19 protein-coding genes and 4 tRNA genes are annotated in these 18,495 nt (G+C 43.1%); 11 read left to right on the forward strand and 12 right to left on the reverse strand.

From position 1 onward, the window contains the following. The first annotated feature begins 149 nt into the window (after positions 1-149). Complete coding sequence (locus tag GSF13_RS12795; protein WP_010375531.1) at positions 150-860, forward strand: SapC family protein; 711 nt, start codon at positions 150-152, stop codon at positions 858-860. A 128-nt stretch (positions 861-988) separates the two neighbouring features. On the opposite strand, the gene GSF13_RS24740 is transcribed toward GSF13_RS12795, so the two are convergent. After that, complete coding sequence (locus tag GSF13_RS24740) at positions 989-1,276, reverse strand: hypothetical protein (protein ID WP_249122780.1); 288 nt, start codon at positions 1,274-1,276, stop codon at positions 989-991. A gap of 448 nt (positions 1,277-1,724) precedes the next feature. On the opposite strand from GSF13_RS24740, the gene GSF13_RS12805 reads away from it, so the two are divergent. The 5 genes from GSF13_RS12805 to GSF13_RS12825 all read left to right on the forward strand — a co-directional run bounded on the left by GSF13_RS12805 (position 1,725) and on the right by GSF13_RS12825 (position 8,079). Next, positions 1,725-2,753 carry an isoaspartyl peptidase/L-asparaginase gene (locus GSF13_RS12805; RefSeq protein WP_174170947.1) on the forward strand — a complete coding sequence of 343 codons (1,029 nt, stop codon included), beginning with the start codon at positions 1,725-1,727 and terminating at the stop codon, positions 2,751-2,753. Positions 2,754-2,838: 85 nt separating this feature from the next. Next, the gene (locus GSF13_RS12810) at positions 2,839-3,267 is read left to right on the forward strand and encodes a CBS domain-containing protein (protein WP_010375537.1); all 429 of its coding nucleotides are present in this window, start codon (positions 2,839-2,841) and stop codon (positions 3,265-3,267) included. A gap of 153 nt (positions 3,268-3,420) precedes the next feature. Further along, on the forward strand, positions 3,421-7,314 hold the full coding sequence (hrpA, locus tag GSF13_RS12815; protein WP_211868634.1) for an ATP-dependent RNA helicase HrpA: 3,894 nt from the start codon (positions 3,421-3,423) through the stop codon (positions 7,312-7,314). An 81-nt stretch (positions 7,315-7,395) separates the two neighbouring features. Next, positions 7,396-7,779: a response regulator gene (locus GSF13_RS12820; protein WP_010606518.1), complete on the forward strand. Its 384-nt coding sequence runs from the start codon at positions 7,396-7,398 to the stop codon at positions 7,777-7,779. Positions 7,780-7,788: 9 nt separating this feature from the next. Continuing rightward, entirely contained in the window at positions 7,789-8,079 is a 291-nt protein-coding gene (locus GSF13_RS12825; RefSeq protein WP_088530903.1) for a PilZ domain-containing protein, read from the forward strand. Between the two features lie 63 nt (positions 8,080-8,142). Here the strand turns inward: GSF13_RS12825 and GSF13_RS12830 are convergent, their stop codons facing one another. Further along, entirely contained in the window at positions 8,143-9,333 is a 1,191-nt protein-coding gene (locus GSF13_RS12830) for a class I SAM-dependent methyltransferase (protein WP_102056578.1), read from the reverse strand. A 127-nt stretch (positions 9,334-9,460) separates the two neighbouring features. Between GSF13_RS12830 and GSF13_RS12835 the strand changes: the two genes are divergently transcribed. Continuing rightward, entirely contained in the window at positions 9,461-10,102 is a 642-nt protein-coding gene (locus tag GSF13_RS12835; RefSeq protein ID WP_045989065.1) for an HD domain-containing protein, read from the forward strand. 17 nt (positions 10,103-10,119) lie between these two features. On the opposite strand, the gene GSF13_RS12840 is transcribed toward GSF13_RS12835, so the two are convergent. Then, complete coding sequence (locus tag GSF13_RS12840; protein ID WP_010606522.1) at positions 10,120-11,100, reverse strand: ion channel; 981 nt, start codon at positions 11,098-11,100, stop codon at positions 10,120-10,122. A 226-nt stretch (positions 11,101-11,326) separates the two neighbouring features. Between GSF13_RS12840 and GSF13_RS12845 the strand changes: the two genes are divergently transcribed. Continuing rightward, on the forward strand, positions 11,327-11,983 hold the full coding sequence (locus GSF13_RS12845) for a YgjP-like metallopeptidase domain-containing protein (protein ID WP_174170945.1): 657 nt from the start codon (positions 11,327-11,329) through the stop codon (positions 11,981-11,983). Between the two features lie 22 nt (positions 11,984-12,005). On the opposite strand, the gene GSF13_RS12850 is transcribed toward GSF13_RS12845, so the two are convergent. Next, positions 12,006-12,401 (reverse strand): helix-turn-helix domain-containing protein, encoded by a 396-nt coding sequence (locus GSF13_RS12850; protein ID WP_174170944.1) that lies wholly within the window; start codon positions 12,399-12,401, stop codon positions 12,006-12,008. Between the two features lie 72 nt (positions 12,402-12,473). Between GSF13_RS12850 and GSF13_RS12855 the strand changes: the two genes are divergently transcribed. Beyond that, positions 12,474-12,971: a DUF2938 domain-containing protein gene (locus GSF13_RS12855; protein WP_010606525.1), complete on the forward strand. Its 498-nt coding sequence runs from the start codon at positions 12,474-12,476 to the stop codon at positions 12,969-12,971. 17 nt (positions 12,972-12,988) lie between these two features. On the opposite strand, the gene GSF13_RS12860 is transcribed toward GSF13_RS12855, so the two are convergent. The 4 genes from GSF13_RS12860 to GSF13_RS12875 form a co-directional block, all read right to left on the reverse strand. Further along, positions 12,989-13,073: transfer RNA gene (locus tag GSF13_RS12860), tRNA-Tyr, on the reverse strand. 26 nt (positions 13,074-13,099) lie between these two features. Further along, positions 13,100-13,184, reverse strand: a tRNA-Tyr gene (locus GSF13_RS12865). Between the two features lie 29 nt (positions 13,185-13,213). Next, a tRNA-Tyr gene (locus GSF13_RS12870) sits at positions 13,214-13,298 on the reverse strand. A 20-nt stretch (positions 13,299-13,318) separates the two neighbouring features. After that, positions 13,319-13,403, reverse strand: a tRNA-Tyr gene (locus GSF13_RS12875). Positions 13,404-13,515: 112 nt separating this feature from the next. On the opposite strand from GSF13_RS12875, the gene GSF13_RS12880 reads away from it, so the two are divergent. Continuing rightward, positions 13,516-14,037 (forward strand): VC2046/SO_2500 family protein, encoded by a 522-nt coding sequence (locus tag GSF13_RS12880; protein ID WP_010606526.1) that lies wholly within the window; start codon positions 13,516-13,518, stop codon positions 14,035-14,037. Positions 14,038-14,413: 376 nt separating this feature from the next. Here GSF13_RS12880 and GSF13_RS12885 read toward each other — a convergent pair whose 3' ends face one another. The 3 genes from GSF13_RS12885 to GSF13_RS12895 form a co-directional block, all read right to left on the reverse strand. Further along, positions 14,414-14,875: a YchJ family protein gene (locus tag GSF13_RS12885; protein WP_174170943.1), complete on the reverse strand. Its 462-nt coding sequence runs from the start codon at positions 14,873-14,875 to the stop codon at positions 14,414-14,416. Positions 14,876-14,920: 45 nt separating this feature from the next. Next, positions 14,921-15,316 carry a SulA-like leucine-rich domain-containing protein gene (locus GSF13_RS12890; RefSeq protein WP_017218896.1) on the reverse strand — a complete coding sequence of 132 codons (396 nt, stop codon included), beginning with the start codon at positions 15,314-15,316 and terminating at the stop codon, positions 14,921-14,923. Between the two features lie 330 nt (positions 15,317-15,646). Then, positions 15,647-16,096: an SEL1-like repeat protein gene (locus GSF13_RS12895; protein WP_010375560.1), complete on the reverse strand. Its 450-nt coding sequence runs from the start codon at positions 16,094-16,096 to the stop codon at positions 15,647-15,649. A 121-nt stretch (positions 16,097-16,217) separates the two neighbouring features. Between GSF13_RS12895 and GSF13_RS12900 the strand changes: the two genes are divergently transcribed. Next, positions 16,218-17,507 (forward strand): NCS2 family permease, encoded by a 1,290-nt coding sequence (locus tag GSF13_RS12900; protein WP_010606529.1) that lies wholly within the window; start codon positions 16,218-16,220, stop codon positions 17,505-17,507. Positions 17,508-17,574: 67 nt separating this feature from the next. Here GSF13_RS12900 and GSF13_RS12905 read toward each other — a convergent pair whose 3' ends face one another. Further along, complete coding sequence (locus tag GSF13_RS12905) at positions 17,575-18,336, reverse strand: hypothetical protein (protein ID WP_039492261.1); 762 nt, start codon at positions 18,334-18,336, stop codon at positions 17,575-17,577. Positions 18,337-18,495: the final 159 nt, after the last annotated feature.

The following is an 18,495-nucleotide window of genomic DNA, read 5'->3' on the forward strand; positions in this document are numbered from 1 at the left end:
CATTAAGTGAGAAGATTGTGTTCTCGTCTAGTGGTTAATATATGTAGGGTAACGAGTAAGATAAATTTAACTTCCAATTTGCCCCGAAAACCGCTAGCCTTAGGGGCAATAAATAAAGTAACAAATACGTAAAATAATGGAGCAGTATTATGGCGGAACAACAAGTGCAGCCTTTACATAACGAAAAGCACGCGAACATCAAAGTAAAAAATGGCGTGAACGTTGATTTCCTTAAAACTCAGCACTTAATGCCGGTAGTGGCGCATGAGTTTGCGCGTGTAGCGACAGAATTCCCGATGGCGTTTGTTAAAAACACTGAGTCAGGTCAATTTCAAGCGGTTGCTATGTTTGGTCTTCAGCCTGGTGAAAACCTATTTGTTGATGGTGATAAGTGGACTGGCAGCTTTGTGCCAATGGCCGCAGCACGTTACCCGTTTGGTCTGGTTAAGCACCCAGAGCAAGATCAGTTTGGTATTGTTATTGATGAAGCAAGCCCGCTAGTTGGTGAAGAAGAAGGCAATGCGCTTTTCGAAGACGGTAAAGAAACTGAATACCTAGGTCGTCGTAAAGAAGCGTTAGTAAGCTATGTTGAGTTTGCTCGTGTAACTGAAGCGTTTACTCAGTATCTTGCTGACAAAGAGCTTTTGGTTCAACAAACACTAACGGTAGAAATCCGTGGTGAGAAGAAAGACATCAACGGTATCTACCTTGTGGATGAGCGTAAGTTAAATGAATTAGGTGACGAAGATTTCTTAGAGCTACGCAAACGTGGCTATTTAGCACCGATTTTCGCATTCTTAACTTCTACACACCAAGTTGCGCGCCTTGCACGTATGAAGGCACAGCGCGAAGCGAGCTAATCGCTTTTAGGTATAGAACGATTCGATAGAAGCGCTTCCAGAGAGAAGCGCTTTTTTGTGGATGCTATTTTATAACTGCTACACCAATTTGCTCCTTCAAATTGAGCAAATATTAAGACAAATTGGTATTACTTAGCGTTTGGAATAGGACAGTATGAACCGCCTCGAGGGATCCAGACCGAGCGTGTTTCCCAACGACAGTTATACGCTACTCGGCGTTCTTCTTGTTGGGTTGAAAAAGTATCATGTTGATGAAAGTAGCTTCCTCCAGGCACCTGATAGTTTGGGATCGGATGAGGAATAGTCCAACCTCCGGGGCAGCTTTGTGTCGCGAGTACGGTTTTAGTTTCCCATAAAGTGTAGGGACCGTAAGGTTCACCGTGCATTAATTTGTAGTGGCAAGTCTTATAACTCACATCAACGAGCTCTGTACGGTAGTCACATACCTACACACGTCGCTCATCCCAGTAGCCACCGCAGTCAACATTGTTTACTTGGGTGTCATAAAAAGTGTTCTAATCAATAACTTTAATTTGCTCTTGAGTAGAAGCGGCTTGAGCAGTACCAAGCAGTAGTGTGCTAAAAGCTGCAATTTTGAGAATGTTTTTCATATCGATTCCTGTCGAATTTCGTTATTTTATTACTTTGAGTTATTTCAAAGTAATAAATATGTTTCCATTTTGTGGTCAAAATAACAACCATGAATTGATTGAAAAATATTCAAATTTGCTGTTGTGTCTTTCTGCTCATGAGTTTCTTTCAACCACACCATAAATAGGTAAGCTTGACAATTTTAACGCGAAAGCTTGCATCGTTCTAAAATTCACCTCATGCTGAAGTTTAACAACGAACCAAGGTATAAAAATGAAAAAAATCTCTTTGCTAGCAGTCTTATTAGCCTTGTCGGCGACAGCTGCTGTCGCTGACGAGAAAGCGCCCCCATTTGCGATCGCCATTCATGGAGGAGCTGGTACGATTGAGCGCAGTAACTTCACACCAGAAAAAGAAAAACAATACAAAGCTAAATTAAAAGAAGCCGTTGAGGCGGGCTATAAGGTACTAGAACAAGGTGGAGAAAGCCTTGATGCGGTAACGGCTGCCATTAATATTCTTGAAGACTCGCCTTTTTTTAATGCTGGTAAGGGGGCCGTGTACACTTATGATGAAGGGCATGAGCTAGATGCATCAATCATGGATGGTCGTAATCGCCAAGCGGGCGCTGTGGCGGGGGTGAAGCACATTAAAAACCCAATCAACCTGGCAAAAGAAGTGATGCAGCACTCAGTACATGTCATGCTAAGTGGTGAAGGTGCGGAAGACTTTGCTAAGAAACGCGGTTTTACGTTAGTGGAAAACAGCTATTTTGACACCGATGCTCGCTATCAATCACTCTTAAAGGCGAAAAAGCGATTGCAGATGAAAGAAGCGGCGACCAAAGACTATCAGGCGGCACACCAACAATTAGAGAGCCAATATAAGATGGGAACTGTGGGGGCTGTCGCACTCGATAAGCAGGGGAATTTAGCGGCCGGAACGTCAACTGGTGGGATGACGGCGAAACGCTTTGGAAGAATAGGTGACTCACCGGTGATTGGTGCGGGCACATTTGCGGATAACCGCTCTTGTGCTGTTTCAGCAACGGGACATGGCGAGTATTTTATTCGATATAATGTCGCAGCTGATATTTGTGCTCGCGTCGCTTATCAAAACAAGTCGATTGAAAAAGCGGGGAAAGAAGTGATTTTTGATACGCTTTATCCAATTGGTGGCACGGGAGGGGTGATCATAGTTGACCCTAAAGGAAATATTAGCATGCCATTTAATACCGCGGGAATGTATCGTGCGAGCAAGTCGTCAACAACACCTACCTATGTTGGTATTTATAGCGAGTAAAACAATATTTCGTTGAGACTAAGCAAGTTCTTCAAACGCCAGCTATTATTATCATGATAGCTGGCGTTTTTAATGGAGATGAGCAATGCAATCAATAAAAGTCGCAGACTACTTAAATCATCGCCCCGTAACATTCAAACAGGACATGCGCGTAGAATCAGCGGTAGAGAAGCTGCTACAAAGCGGCCAGTCGGGCGGGCCGGTTATAGATGAAGCAAGGCGGGTTATTGGGTTTTTATCTGAGCAAGATTGTCTTAAAAAAATGTTAGAGGCGACCTATCAAAATGAGTCTCATAGCGTGGTGTCCGATGTGATGACAAAAGAGCCTCTGTGTGTAAAACGCGAAGACAGCATAGTGCAAATGGCAGATTTGATGATTTGCAATAAGCCCAAAGTGTACCCGGTAGTTGACGATGAAGGGCGCTTACTTGGGGTTATCAGTCGTGCAAACGTGTTATTAGCGTTGGATAAGCATTTACATGATGCTTATGTCTCTGGTCACCGCTACGTATAAAGCGATGAAATTTACGAGCTGTTAAGTTAACCCATGAGGTGTTGCCTTGAGAATAACAGCAAAAATCTCAATTCCTAACCAAATTTAGTTGGGTTCGTCTAATCTGATTTGATAAACTACACGGCGTTTTATGTAATCACAAGGTGTCGTGTAGTGCAGGTTGACTCGCTGTTCAAAGAGCTAAATTCATGTCTTAAAAAGGATCACTTCATCCTCAAAAAGCGCCTCCATGGTGCGAAAAAAATTACCGATCAAGAAAAGCAAAAGCAGGTAGTCGCAAAAGTAGCGGCTGCGATTGCAAAAAGCCAAGAATTAAAGGTAACAAGAAGTGCCAATATTCCAGCAGTAGAGTATCCTGAGCAACTACCCGTCAGCCAGAAAAAAGACGACATCAAAGCAGCCATTGCGAATAACCAAGTGGTTATCGTTGCCGGTGAAACGGGCTCAGGGAAGACCACGCAGCTGCCTAAGATTTGCTTAGAGCTTGGTCGAGGCGTGGATGGCTATATTGGTCATACACAGCCAAGAAGACTAGCGGCAAGAAGCGTGTCTACTCGTATCGCAGAGGAAATTGGCTGCGAGATGGGGCAAGAAGTTGGATTTAAAATTCGCTTCTCAGATCAAGTCTCTGACAATACATACGTAAAACTGATGACCGACGGTATTTTGCTCTCAGAGATTCAACAAGACAGATTCCTCAACCAGTACGACACAATCATCATTGATGAAGCGCACGAGCGTAGCCTGAATATTGATTTTATTCTGGGTTATTTAAAGCAGTTGTTGCCGAAGCGTCCAGATCTTAAAGTGATTATCACCTCAGCAACCATTGATCCTGAGCGTTTTTCCAAACATTTTAGTGACGCACCTATTATTGAGGTGTCAGGACGAACTTATCCAGTAGAAGTGAGATATCGTCCAGTTGAAGATGTTGACTCACAAAATGGCGAAGCAGAAAATGACCAATTGCAGGGCATTTTTGATGCGGTTGATGAGCTTTGTGCCGAAGGACCTGGGGATATTTTGGTATTTATGAACGGTGAGCGTGAAATTCGTGACACCGCTGACGCGCTGGCAAAACGCAATTTAAAAGGCGTTGAGATTTTACCTTTGTATGCGCGCCTGTCTAATGCCGAACAAAATCGCATTTTTGCGCCCCATAGCCAACGGCGCATCGTATTGTCTACAAACGTTGCAGAAACGTCATTGACTGTACCAGGTATTCGCTATGTTATCGACCCGGGTACTGCGAGAATAAGCCGCTACAGTTATCGAACCAAAGTACAACGCTTACCGATTGAAGCGGTATCACAAGCCAGTGCAAACCAGCGTAAAGGTCGATGTGGCCGTGTGGCATCCGGTATTTGTATTCGTTTATATTCTGAAGACGACTTTTTAGGGCGCCCAGAGTTTACCGATCCTGAAATTCTAAGAACCAATTTAGCTTCGGTTATTTTGCAAATGCTCGCACTTGGACTTGGTGATATAAGTCAATTCCCATTTGTACAAGCGCCTGATAGCCGTAATATCAAAGATGGTATGTCGTTACTTGAAGAGCTGGAGGCGATAGTTCCTGCACAGCGCAGAGAAAAAGCCAAGCTCACAGAATCAGGTCGTAAACTAAGTCGCTTACCCATAGACCCAAGGCTTGCCAAGATGGTGATGTCAGGGGCACAAAACAACGCGCTTTGGGAAGCGATAGTGATCACCGCGGCACTGTCTATTCAAGACCCAAGAGAGCGTCCTCAAGATAAACGTGCAGCAGCTGACGAAAAACACAATCGCTTTGAGTGCGAACACTCTGATTTTGTTGCATATCTAAATCTATGGAATTACATCGAAGCGCAGCAGCAAGCACTGACGCGTAACCAGTTTCGAAAGCAATGCCAAAAAGACTTTTTGGCCTACATGCGCGTACGTGAATGGCAAGATATTGTTTACCAGCTGACTACGGTGTGTGAGGAGCTCGGCTTTAAAATAAATAGCAGTCCTGCAAGCGATGAAGCTGTCCATCAATCATTGCTAAGCGGTATGCTTAGCCATATTGGTGTGAAAGACGAAAAGCAAAAACAAGTGTTTAAAGGCGCACGTAACAGCCAATTTCATATTTTCCCCGGTTCAACACTATTTAAGAAAAGCCCTAAGTGGTTGATGTCTGCTGAGCTTGTGGAAACCAGTAAACTTTATGCTCGGGTTAATGCCAAAATCGATGTAAATTGGATTGCGCCGCTCGCTAAGCATTTAGTTAATAGCAGCTATAGCGAACCGCATTGGGAGAAAAAGGCTGGAGCGGTTGTCGCATTTGAACAGCAAACCTTATACGGCTTGATCATCGTTGGCCGCAAGCGCACGGTGTATAGCGATATTGATCCTGTGGTTAGCCGAGAGATATTTATTCGCGAAGCGCTGGCAAACGGTCAACTTGGCCAAAGCGAAGGCTTTTTAAGCGCAAACCAAAAATTGGTTGAAGAAGTGCAGGCGCTTGAAGATAAAGCGAGGCGTCGCGATATCCTAGTCGACGAAGAAGACGTGGTTGCGTTTTATAACGATCGAATTCCACAAGACGTAAATAATCGTGCTGCGTTTAGTAAATGGTGGCGTTCACAAAAGCAAAAAGACAAACGCTTTTTGCATATGACGCGCGATCTGTTAATGAAGCATGACGCCGAACATATCACGGATACTCATTACCCAGATACGTGGCAGCAAGGGAATTTGATCTTGCCTCTCAGTTATCACTTTGATCCAGGCCAAGCACTAGACGGCGTGGTGGTCAATATTCCTCTGGCACTATTAAACCAAGTTCAAGATGAAGGTTTTGATTGGCATATTCCTGCGCTCAGACATGAGCTGGTTTGTGGGCTTATTAAGTCACTGCCGAAGACCTTAAGACGTAATTTTGTGCCAGCACCAAATTATGCCGATGCTGTGCTTGCCGCCGTTGAGGTAATGCAAGGCTCATTTATAGAAGCGGTGGCCAACCGTTTACTCAGAATGACAGGTGTCAAAGTCGCCGAGTCAGATTGGGATGTTAGTTCACTTGAGCCGCACTTAAAAATGCAATTTCAGGTAGTTGATGACAAAGGTAAGGTGATAGCCCATGGCTTTGATTTATTGGCACTTAAAGCAAAGTTGCAAGGGCAAGTGACCGAGACGCTTTCGCAAGTGGCAGAGCAAGGGATCGAGCAAACGGATATTCAGCAGTGGGATTTTGGCGAGCTACCAGAACAATATACTAAAAAGCAGGGAAATTATGAGATTAAGGCTTTCCCAGCATTAGTCGATAAAAAACAAAGTGCGGCTATAGAACTGTTTGATAACGAAATAAAAGCCCAAGCGGCGCATCAAGCAGGATTGCGCCGTCTTGTGCTACTCAATGTTCCTTCGCCCGTTAAATACCTGCAACAGCACTTACCAAATAAGGCTAAGTTAGGATTATACTTTAACCCCTTTGGTAAAGTGCACGATTTAGTTGATGACTGTACGCAAGCTGGGGTTGATAAGTTGCTGCGTTCATTTGGCGAGATCAGAGATGACATCGCGTTTGAAAAAGCCAAAGAGCACATTCGAGCTGAGCTCGGTGACACTGTAGTTGAAATTGCGAAGCAAGTTGAGGCGGTGCTTAGTATTGCCCACAGTATTAACAAGCGTATGAAAGGCAGAGTGGATCTCACGATGATCACCGCGCACGGCGACATAAAATCTCAGTTATCCGGTCTTATCTTTAAAGGTTTTGTCACCGCTCATGGTGCTGACAAAATCTCTGATATTTTGCGCTACATGAAAGCGATTGAAAAAAGGCTTGAAAAACTTGCGGTAGATCCAAACAGAGATAGGCTGTGTGTACTAGAATTGGAAAAAGTTGCTGAGGCCTATCAAGACAAGTTGGCAAAAATCCCTTCTGGATTACCTGTACCAGAGTCGCTTATAGATATTTTTTGGATGCAACAGGAACTTCGCGTGTCTTTGTTTGCTCAAACATTAGGAACGGCTTATCCGATTTCGGCTAAACGCGTTCTGAATTCGATAAAAGAGTGCGAAATATAAACTTGCATTTTAGAGTACGACAGTTACTTTATTATATGAGGAAGTAAAGTTTTGGATTGTGAGAAGGAAGCGGCATTGAATATGTCCACACGAGAGAAAAGGAAAAATGCACCGCATCTGCTAGTGGTTGACGACGAGTATTTTAACTATGAAATGCTTGAAATGGCACTGTCAGGGGCGTTTGAGCTGAGCTATGCAAACTCGGGTACGAGTTGCTTGTCTAATGCAATTGCTGATCCTCCAGATGCTATTTTGCTTGATGTGTGTATGCCGGGTCTTGACGGTTACGACACCTGTCGAATGTTGAAAAATACACCAGAGACGAAGGACATTCCGGTATTAATGGTGTCTGGTTTAGAGTCCGAAAAAGAACAAAAAGCGGGATTCGATGCAGGCTGTGATGCTTATGTGGTTAAGCCATTCTCAATGCAATCGCTATTAGAAAAAATAAAATCAATGGTGTAGGAGCATTATATGATCAATGAAGATAAACGCCGTTTTATGCGTATGTCGGTGGATGCAGTAGCAAAATTAACCGAGCTTGAGTCGGGTAAAGTGCATCAAGGAGTTTGTCACGATTTAAGCGCTACAGGATTGTCGGTGACAGTGAGCGACCCAATCGAAGCAAATTCAACCGTTGACATTTTCATTGATTCCAGTGGCGATATGATCCAGCCACTTAGTGCTCATGCAACCGTGATCCGCTGTAGTCAAGAGCAGGATGAGCAGTGGGTTGTAGGGCTTGAAATCACCAAGTTTAATTAGATTAACTAAGCTATAAAGGTGGTATTGAAGTGTTCTTCTATACCACCGTAAAAAATTGTTAAATCAATAGACCTTACAAATAAGGCCTTTCAGGTAAAAGCCTTCTGGATAATTGCCCGCAATAGGGTGGTCGGCTGCTTGATTTAGCCTTTCCATGATCAACAATTCCTTACCGGCATCGAGTGCAGCGTCTGCAACGACTTTCTGAAACAGGTTTTGTTCCATAAGGCCAGAACACGAGAAGGTGAGTAACGTGCCACCAGGCTTTAATATCTGCATGGCAATCATATTGATATCTTTATAGCCACGACAAGCACCGTTAAGCTGCGCCTTACTTTCTGCAAACTTTGGTGGATCCATCACGATAGTATCGAATTGACGGCCCTCATCACGATATTGTCTAAGTAGTTTGAACACGTCTTGCTTAACAAACTCAGCTTTCGATAAGTCTAGTTCATTATGTTCTACATTGCGTTTAGCTGTGTCGAGTGCTGGCTGCGATACGTCAACGTTGATTACTTTACTACAGCCACCGCGCAGTGCATAAAGGCCAAATGTACCGGTGTAGCAGAAGCAGTTAAGCACTTCCTTGTCTTTTACAAAGCGTTCTAACGCGGCTCGGCTGTTGCGTTGATCTAGATAAAAGCCAGTTTTATGGCCGCCGATGATATCGACTTCAATCTTTAAACCATTTTCGCTAATAAGGACAGGTGCGGTTGGCGCGTCGCCAGCAAGCGGTCCGGTAATTTTATCAAGGCCTTCTTTTTTGCGTACATCAACATCTGAGCGCTCGTAAACATGACAATCAGGAAATAGTGATTGCAATGCCATTACTATTTCACCCTTGTGGCGCTCGGCACCAGCGCTTAGCAACTGACAAACCAAGTAGTTATCAAACTTGTCAATTGTTACTCCTGGCAGACCATCTGACTCTGCGGCACACAATCTAAAGCCAGTTAAACCACCTTCAGCGATAACATATTCTCTGGCCGCTAGTGCTCGTGCGAGTTTTAGCTCAAAGAACGCTTGGTCGATATGTTGTGATTCATCAAATGTCCAAATTCTGGCTCTGATCTGAGAGTCTGGGCTGTAAGCGGCTGTCGCGAGGTATTTACCCTCATTGCTGTAAATCTTGACGGTATCGCCAAGGGCTGGCTTACCTTTTACTTTTTTAATGGCTTTTGAGAAAACCCAAGGGTGTTTTCTGTTAAGGGATTTTTCTCTGCCTGGTTGCAGATATAGCGCGCAAGTCATATATTTTCTCTAATCTTTCCTGATAGCTGCCATTTTAGTGAAGGGTGTGGCAACATACAATCAGTAATGCCTTTCACGCCAAATTTGTGTGGGCTTATTTGTCGGATATTAATAAAAGTTGAGCTTAATGACGTTAAAAATGCATGAATTAGAAAAAGCATGTGAAGAGTTTATGCTGTCGACTCCATGTGCAGATACCGCCCATGATTTGTCTCATATCAAGCGTGTAGTTAAAGTCGCAAAGTCACTTTGCGAAGCTGAGGGTGCGGATCCTGCTGTGGTGATCCCAGCCGCTTGGTTACATGATTGTGTTGCCGTAGCAAAAAATCATCCAGATAGGCCGCTGGCGTCTAAATTAGCTGCAGATAAGGCGGTTGCCTTCCTAACAGAGTTGAAGTACGACACGGATAAACTTGAGGCGATTCACCACGCCATTGTTGCACACAGCTTTAGCGCCGGTGTTACACCCACGACATTAGAAGCCAAAATAGTCCAAGATGCAGACAGAATGGATGCGTTAGGGGCGATAGGTGTTAGCCGCTGTATGAAAGTAGGTGGGGCGATAGCGCGTAATCTCTACAATGTAGAAGACCCTTTTTGTGAGCATAGAAAAGCTGACGATACCAAATATACCTTAGATCATTTCTTCATTAAGCTGCTGCATATTAAAGATAACATGCATACCACCGCAGCCCGAGAGCAGGCTCAAGCTCGCACCCAATATATGCTGGATTTTTTAGAACAACTGAAATCAGAAATCGCGGATTAAAAATGACGAGATGAGTATCACCTCGTCATTTGCTTCACAAATACCACCACGAATAGCGCTAATGAAAAGCTGCCGGTAAAAGCCTCAACGGCTGCGATCAGTCGTGAGATCCCCACTGGCGTAATATCCCCGTAACCTAAGGTTGTGAAGGTAACAACACTAAAGTAAAAGCTGTTCAGCAGTGCCATGACGTTTTCAGATACACTGTTGTCTAAGTCCAGTTGCATTATCTGATCTTGAAACGAAACACCAAATAGAAAATAGCAAAATGCACAGGTAATTATCATACCTAGACTGAAGCGAATGACATTTTCCGGTTTTTCTCCATACCCACATAATAAGTCGACAAAGCTGGAAATTAGGTGACGTTTTGAAAATCGTGGATACTGGGCATGTCGCATGCGTAGCTCTTTGTATGTAAAGCGCCCAACCATTTCAAATAGTCCTTGGTTTTCCGCACCCTTACGCAGTAAACGATAGATCTCTTCGGATTGTAGAAACAAGTCCTCAGCGTCTTCTTTGGCTCGGTTTCTACGAGCTTCAAAAGCTTGCTGCTCTTGCAGTAATTGCTCGCCGAGTTCCATATTATCGATACGGGTGTTTTCAAGCTTTATGCCGAGCAAATTGGTGCTTTCTAAATTACAGCAGTGCAGACTGGCTTCTCTCAAATCGGCCTTCATTAGCGACGCATGCTTAATGGTATTATTAAACAGGTGCGCCCCTTTCAAATTGGCACGATAAAAGTTGCTATAAGACAGATCATAGCCATGATGATTTTCAAAGTTAACAAGATTGAGCCCTTCTAAATTGGCCCGCTTCAACTCTAAGCCTTGCAGCAAACCACCGCGCTTGGCGTAGCGTTCAAGCTTTTGGCTTAGCTCCAAGCCACCTTTATCGAATTTATTGTCATGCCAAAAGCAGTAACCTGAGCCCATATCGATTTCACTGCATTTTTTTCCCTCAGGTGATACATATTGGCAAATGGGTTTATCAGCCATAGCTTGCCTAAATCAAAATGCCTTTTTCATTAAGCGTAGCAGCAAAAATAATAAATACGGTGATTTAACGAAAAAATCTTTCTAATTTATAGAGTGTTAGAAACCACACTATTGATGAGTTTATTGCCATCGTTGGTCAAATTCATTATCTTGCATGGCGTTTGCAGTGACTCTGACAAGTTGCTCATACTATAATGCATGCTTTAGTGACTAAGAATTTGTTACCTTGCAATATCAATTAAAGAAAAGCCGAAAGCGTAAGAGCGTTGCGATAAAAATCAAAGCTGGCCAAGTCTTTGTGTATGCACCAGAGCAAATCTGCGAGCGCTGGTTACATACTTGGGTGGAAAGCAAATCCGGTTGGATAAAATCAAAGCTTGCTCTAAAAATCATACCTGAGAGCCCTCGGCCACTGGAAACAGGAATTGTGCAAGTATTTGGCGAGACCTTTATCATTCAAAGGGGCGAAAGTACGACCTCTGTAATTGATTTTGATAACAAAAGGGTGTTACTTAAGGCTGTCAAAAATGAATGGCGTGAATTAGTTGCGCTGTTAAGCGAAACGCTAAATGACTATGTAGACATGGCTATTGCGCGATATCAACCTGATATTCAAGCTCGCTTTGATACGCTAAAGATACGCGTTTATAAAAGCCGCTGGGGCAGTTTTTCATCTAAAGGCGTGCTTGCGTTTAATACGCTTTTGATTGGTGCGCCTAAGTGGGTAATCGATTATGTGGTAGTGCATGAACTTTGCCATTTTCATGTCATGGCACACAATAGCGCATTTTGGCATTTGGTAACAAAGCACTATGGCCACGACCATAAAATGGCTCGGCGTTATTTACGTGACCACGGTCGTGACTTGATGATTGAGCATTAGCATAGTGCCCTGTTTATGCCTATTATTTGCCGGGCCTCGCTTTTGCCGCGCGTTTTAACAACTTTTGAAATGTCGGGCATTCAAAATGGCTTGGCGCAGGGCATTTTGCAGCGTGATAGAGGCCATCTCGCATTGCAGTTAAATGCTTTATGGTTTCATTTAATTCATCCGCTTTGGATTGTAACTTCACCCTATCAATATCCGCTTTACCCTCGGGGGTAAACATGTCCGCTATTTCATCTAATGAAAAGCCTGCGTTTCTTCCAAGGGTAATAAGCGCTAGACGTTCAAGTATCGACGGAGGGAAAACACGTTTGAGCCCTTGTCGACCAATCGATCGGATCAGCCCTTTTTCTTCATAATATCTAAGCGTGGATGCGGGTAAACCTGACTTCTTTGCAACTTCACTGATATCCATTCTTGCCCTTGACTTAAAGTTAACTTGAACTAATAGGATAGCGGCTATCAGTAAAAAAGAGGAGTAAAAATAGTGGAAAACCTATATTCGATGTTAATGCCTGCAGTTGCTATTGGCGTAGGTGCAACGCTCGTTATGGATTTGTGGGCATTTATGCTCAGTCGCTTATTTGCCATAAAGGGCTTAGATTATGCGTTGGTTGGTAGGTGGATTGGGCACTTGTGTCAAGGAAAACTCACGCATCAAGGTATCGGGCGTAGTAAACCAATATTTGGTGAACGTGTCATTGGCTGGGGCGTGCATTATCTCATTGGGATTGTATTCGCCTTGGTGTTACTACTGAGCGTGGGCAAGCCTTGGTTGACTGAGCCTAGCCTTTTGACTGCGTTAGTTTTTGGCTTAATAACGTGTGTGTTTCCATTTTTTATTATGCAACCCTGCTTTGGTGCAGGGATCGCAGCATCTAAATTACCAGAGCCGAATAAGGCAAGGGTAAAAAGTATGACAACACATTTGATTTTTGGCTTTGGATTGTTTTTAAGCTCGTTTATATATGTAAGCTTGTTGTGAGATAACACAATAAAAGGTGGTGGAGGGAGCTGGATTCGAACCAGCGAAGGCTGAGCCGTCAGATTTACAGTCTGATCCCTTTGGCCGCTCGGGAACCCCTCCATCATTTGGAGCGTTTACTTTAAAAGTGGTGGAGGGAGCTGGATTCGAACCAGCGAAGGCTGAGCCGTCAGATTTACAGTCTGATCCCTTTGGCCGCTCGGGAACCCCTCCATACATTTTAAAGCGTTACAATTTGAAAGTGGTGGAGGGAGCTGGATTCGAACCAGCGAAGGCTGAGCCGTCAGATTTACAGTCTGATCCCTTTGGCCGCTCGGGAACCCCTCCGAAATTGTAACTGTTGTTTATGGTGGAGGGAGCTGGATTCGAACCAGCGAAGGCTGAGCCGTCAGATTTACAGTCTGATCCCTTTGGCCGCTCGGGAACCCCTCCTAAACAACGGCGGTGATAATAACAAAGTTTTTTTCGAAGTAAAGAAAACTACTAAAGTTTTTCGGAAAAAGGCCGATAAATTCATAATTAGCAAAATAATCGGTTGGAATACATGCAAATTGATGGCGTTTTAATCAGTGAGTCGCAATTAGGGTCCGCATTGAACATTAGTGTTCATCAGACGCGCTCTGCCGATTTTGCCATGCTGTTATCTATGCTATCAACTGATGCATTAGATTTTAGCCAATTTCACCTACCAAAATCTGAAGCTGCTGCAAAAGATAACTCAGAAGAAACACTAAAGAAGCAATTTGAAATAGGTCCACAAAAGCCGCTTGCGCCAAAAGAGTACAATATGCTTATTGGTCAGCATAACGCGCAGCTGGTATCTATGGGGGCGATGGCAACCTTGCGATTGCAAGAAAATTTAAATCCAGAACCTTTTGCCGCACGAAATGATAAAAAGCATATTCCACTCGACGTTGTAGAAAATTTGGAACCAGCGGTTAAAAGGCGTTTGGCGAGCGCGCAAGGTAAACTGGCCTTAGTTGCTGATAAGGCAATGGATGCGGCTGGTTTTTATGATCAAATTGCAACGGGTGATATGCAGAGTATGTTACGCGCGACGGCGTAACAACATTAGCTGCTTTTGCTCCTTCAAAATTGAGCAAATTTAAGACAAACTGGTATTAAACTTGTCATTTTACAGCTCTTTGCTTCGTTACTAGACTGACATAAAACGCTATGCTTATCGTGCTTCATGTCTAATACCAATTGAATTAATTCTCTAATCAATTTGAAGGGTGAAATAGCATATTAGCTTCGTTAAAAATTTCTCATTTAGAACAACTAAATAGCAAAATTTTTGCCTTGCTACTAAAGCTATTTCCCCGCTTCAAGATAGATCATTTACTTAATACAACTGGTATAAGCTAAACGGCCTTTAATCATCCTTAGCTCGTTTCAAGCCTTTTTTATTGCTTTGTATCTAATCTCTAGTTCAGACTATTTTAGCTACCGTGGCACTTTTTATACTTTTTATCACTGCCGCACGGACAGAGGTCATTTCTGCCTATCTTGGTTGTAGGCGTATCGTACAATTCACCATCTAAGTAATACCATCTGCCTGCTTCGGTAATAAAATTTGACCGCTCATGGAGTATATAGTGTGTGTTTTCTGCGATATAGTGCGCCTTAAACTCAACAACCCCCTGAGTAGCTTCTGCTACTTCTTCTAGCACTTCCAATTTTATAAAGTGTGCATAATTAGCAAATGCAGCAATATCGTCGATATTGTTTTGTGCTTGTTTAGCCTGGGCGTAGGTGTCATGAATATACTTTGCATCTTTTAAGCAGTATGCAGTATAGCGAGAGCGCATTAGTATTTGTGGACGCTCTGCGAATTTTTGTCCCTTAAGGTACGGCTCACAACATTGCGAATAGGGAAGGGATGAATTGCAATAACAAGACATAAAAACTTCAGTTTTAACAAATTTATATCCTGTTATTGTAGCTTGTTAAGCGCTTTGAAAACAGTGGATCGCAACGTCAGATACCGGCAGTTCCATTTTGTTGATAGTTTGCACTGATGCAATATCAGTCCAAATCACCACGGCAGCGAAATTACCATTGCTGATAGCACTTTTAAGTACATACTCAAGGTCGTATATGTGCTTTTGCCTAATGACGAGCAACTTACTTGCATCAACTGAAGCGCTTTCTAGTAGTGACTTGTTTGGTACATTATCGGGTGCAACGAGTAGCGTCCAGCCTTGTTTATGCTGACATTTATGTAAAACTTTAAGTAACTCTAAGCTAGCGACGATCTCATCTTCAACTATCACATTATTGATTTCGTTAAGTGTGTAATAAGTTGAATTGTTTGGCTGTAGAAGTGCATTGCTGTGTAACATAATTGTCTCACTGGTTATCTATACAGTATGTGTATACAGTAGTTTATACAGTGTGTGAATGCAAGGAAAATTGCTAGCTTTTTAATCAATATTCAAGCTTAATTTTTATTTAGTTTAAATTTTCAATATAAAACAAGTGGTTGTGATTTTTTTGAAATGAGAGCTTAATTGACGAAAGTTCAGTATGAGTAAAGCAAGGAAGTTTTCTCAGCTGCGATACAGTAGTTTTTCTACTGTATCATTTTGATCGTCGCAGAGGGAAAGCGTACGTTTACTTAAGAGAGGCTTAGCTACGCCTAGCCTACGTTTTTTTGGAGAGTCAAATTTAATTTACTGGCTAATATGCTGTAGTTGATGAATTTGCTCGTAAAGTGTTGCAGCATAGCACTGTGCATCTCTAAAGCGCTTAGTTGTAAGGAAGCGGCGTACATCTAGTAGTACCTGTTCGGCGCCTTTGTGCCCTTGGCTGCTGGCCAAACTTAACCAAGCGGCTGCATGAAAGGGGCTGGGTGGCACTCCTTGACCTTTCATAAACAACAAACCTAAAAAGAACTGTGCCTTCAAATCACCAGACATCGCCGCCAGTCTTAGCCATTTTGCCGCAAGCGGAAAAGATTTTTCTTTTAGGTAATAGAGGCCTTTTTTCAAAGCTTGGGTATTGTCGTGAAGATCTGGGAATTTTGCGTCCGCTTTTAATGGCGACGTTACAAATTCAAGCACATTCAGCAGCTGCTGTTCTAAGTCATGGTTTGCTGAGTTGTCGGTGCTATTTTGATCCATATCTTTATTCGCAATAATGTTGATAAGCAGAGTGTAGCTGAATTTTAACTATTTTGTCCGAGTTTTAAAGTGATTCGTGTTAAAATCCAACCACTTGTTCCTTAAATTTGTAATTTTAGTTATGCTCGAGCGGTTATTTTCACTGCAAGCTATGCACACCAATGTAAGAACTGAGGTGATTGCTGGCTTGACGACATTCGTTACTATGGTTTACATCGTTTTCGTAAACCCTGCAATGCTAGCAGAAGCTGGCATGGATCACGGCGCTGCTTTTGTAGCAACTTGTATCGCAGCCGCAATCGGCTGTTTTATTATGGGGCTATGGGCAAACTATCCGTTAGCGCTTGCGCCTGGAATGGGCTTAAACGCCTTTTTTACCTATGGTGTTGTGCTTGGCATGGGCTATACATGGCAAAGTGCATTAGGCGCGGTATTTATGTCGGGCTGTTTATTTCTATTTTTGAGCGTATTCAAAGTTCGCGAGTGGGTGATCCAAGCCATACCTATCGTGCTAAAGCGTGCGATCGCGGCAGGTATTGGCGCATTCTTAGCGTTAATCGCGCTAAAGAACGCGAAAATTGTTATCGCAAGCGATGCGACATTAGTACAACTTGGTGATATCACTTCTCCCGGCCCGCTATTAGCCATTGCGAGCTTTTTTGTGATTGCGGCGCTTATGTACCGTGAAGTCAAAAGTGGCGTGCTTATCAGCATTTTAATGGTAACGGGTATTGCGTGGGGGCTTGGGCTTGTAGATTATCACGGGGTTGTTGATATTCCCCCAAGCATCGCGCCGACCTATATGCAGTTGGATTTGAGCGGAATTTTTGAGCTTTCCATGCTTAGCGTGGTGTTTGCATTTTTATTTGTCGATTTATTTGATACCAGTGGCACATTGGTTGCGGTGACTCAAAAGGCCGGATTATCTGACGAACATGGTCGCATGCCAAGGTTGGGTAGGGCACTGTCAGCTGACAGCACTGCGACGATTGCAGGCTCAGTGCTCGGTACTTCAACGACGACTTCATACATTGAATCAGTGTCGGGTGTATCTGTCGGTGGTCGCACAGGACTGACGGCTGTGGTCGTGGGGATCTGTTTCTTACTCATGATGTTCTTTGCGCCATTGGCACAGATGGTTCCTGCATATGCGACGGCAGGCGCGATACTGTATGTGTCGGTATTAATGCTACAAAACCTAAAGTTGATTAATTGGGATGAAATGAGCGATGCTATTCCGGTCAGTGTTGTGTTACTGATGACACCGCTTACGTTTTCAATCGCACATGGTATTGCTTTGGGTTTTATTTCTTATACGGCAGTTAAATTGGCGTGTAACAAAGCAAATGAAATCAGTATCAGCGTTTGGGTACTGACCCTACTTTTTATCTTAAAGTTTGCTTTTGGTTAAGCAAGTGGGTTTACTCTCTTTGTAATAAAAAAGGCTGGGAGACCAGCCTTTTACGTAAATTATGGTGTTACCACTTCTTCTTCGGTGCAAACAGGACGTCCAAGTCGTCTTGTTCTTGCTCTGCTTTCTTTTTCACCGCTGATGCGTTAGACGCTCTAAGTTCACTGCTGATCTCTTCTAAATAACCTTCGAGCTGTGCTTTTTTCTCTTTTACATAGTCATCATTGTATGAGACGGCGCAAATTGTAGCGTAAGCTTTTTCAAAGTATTGTCTTGCTGAACCGACCATGTTTGCGGTTCTCGCTGAAAGCCCTCGTTTTATCTGGCTTTCAACATTGATTTTAAGCTGAAAGCGCTCCAGCCTACGGTCTTCATTAACGAACAGTTGAGTGTCTACTTTACCTTTACTATGCTCTGAGCGTAGTAGTTGGCGTAATTTCTTTATGCCTTGAACTAATGCGATAATTTGTTTGTCGTTGTCTGGAAGTGCTATCGAGTCTGAGTCAGCTGCTTTTTCAGGCTGAGTATTTAAGCGCTCTTGCGACTCGTGTAAGCGACTTTTTAATTCTTTCGAAGTCGGAGACAACTCCACCATTGCGGCTAAAGCATCGTGCACGCGGCGCTGAATAATACGGATCATGACTTCAGACATCGGAATATTGCTGCCATTCATGATGACGTCTTCCGCTTCTTCTATTACGCGTTTTTGCTTAGCAAGTTCTTTGCGTCTCTCCGCTTCTTGTTTCTCTTTATGTTGCTGGATAGCGCTTACCCAAACTGCTATGACGATAAGTGCAACAATCAACATTATTATAATAGAAACAAACATACTGAAATCTCTTTCATGTAACCACCAGTGTAATTTTTTAATCTTACATGAATTCGTACTATTCTGAACAGGTTTACGACAATAACCTGTAAAAAAGATAAAGAATTCATTATTTTTTAGTATAGCCGATGCCTAAATGAGCGGTTAGTTTTAGTGAAA

The organism is Pseudoalteromonas sp. M8, from assembly GCF_018141365.1.
Taxonomy (GTDB): domain Bacteria; phylum Pseudomonadota; class Gammaproteobacteria; order Enterobacterales; family Alteromonadaceae; genus Pseudoalteromonas.

What these genes read in the sequence shown, in the direction of transcription:
- GSF13_RS12795 (WP_010375531.1), top strand. Translation starts at nt 150, where the DNA reads ATGGCGGAACAACAAGTGCAGCCTTTACATAACGAAAAGCACGCGAAC.
- GSF13_RS12805 (WP_174170947.1), top strand. Translation starts at nt 1,725, where the DNA reads ATGAAAAAAATCTCTTTGCTAGCAGTCTTATTAGCCTTGTCGGCGACA.
- GSF13_RS12810 (WP_010375537.1), top strand. Translation starts at nt 2,839, where the DNA reads ATGCAATCAATAAAAGTCGCAGACTACTTAAATCATCGCCCCGTAACA.
- GSF13_RS12820 (WP_010606518.1), top strand. Translation starts at nt 7,396, where the DNA reads ATGTCCACACGAGAGAAAAGGAAAAATGCACCGCATCTGCTAGTGGTT.
- GSF13_RS12825 (WP_088530903.1), top strand. Translation starts at nt 7,789, where the DNA reads ATGATCAATGAAGATAAACGCCGTTTTATGCGTATGTCGGTGGATGCA.
- GSF13_RS12830 (WP_102056578.1), bottom strand. Translation starts at nt 9,333, where the DNA reads ATGACTTGCGCGCTATATCTGCAACCAGGCAGAGAAAAATCCCTTAAC.
- GSF13_RS12835 (WP_045989065.1), top strand. Translation starts at nt 9,461, where the DNA reads ATGACGTTAAAAATGCATGAATTAGAAAAAGCATGTGAAGAGTTTATG.
- GSF13_RS12840 (WP_010606522.1), bottom strand. Translation starts at nt 11,100, where the DNA reads ATGGCTGATAAACCCATTTGCCAATATGTATCACCTGAGGGAAAAAAA.
- GSF13_RS12850 (WP_174170944.1), bottom strand. Translation starts at nt 12,401, where the DNA reads ATGGATATCAGTGAAGTTGCAAAGAAGTCAGGTTTACCCGCATCCACG.
- GSF13_RS12880 (WP_010606526.1), top strand. Translation starts at nt 13,516, where the DNA reads ATGCAAATTGATGGCGTTTTAATCAGTGAGTCGCAATTAGGGTCCGCA.
- GSF13_RS12885 (WP_174170943.1), bottom strand. Translation starts at nt 14,875, where the DNA reads ATGTCTTGTTATTGCAATTCATCCCTTCCCTATTCGCAATGTTGTGAG.
- GSF13_RS12890 (WP_017218896.1), bottom strand. Translation starts at nt 15,316, where the DNA reads ATGTTACACAGCAATGCACTTCTACAGCCAAACAATTCAACTTATTAC.
- GSF13_RS12895 (WP_010375560.1), bottom strand. Translation starts at nt 16,096, where the DNA reads ATGGATCAAAATAGCACCGACAACTCAGCAAACCATGACTTAGAACAG.
- GSF13_RS12900 (WP_010606529.1), top strand. Translation starts at nt 16,218, where the DNA reads ATGCTCGAGCGGTTATTTTCACTGCAAGCTATGCACACCAATGTAAGA.
- GSF13_RS12905 (WP_039492261.1), bottom strand. Translation starts at nt 18,336, where the DNA reads ATGTTTGTTTCTATTATAATAATGTTGATTGTTGCACTTATCGTCATA.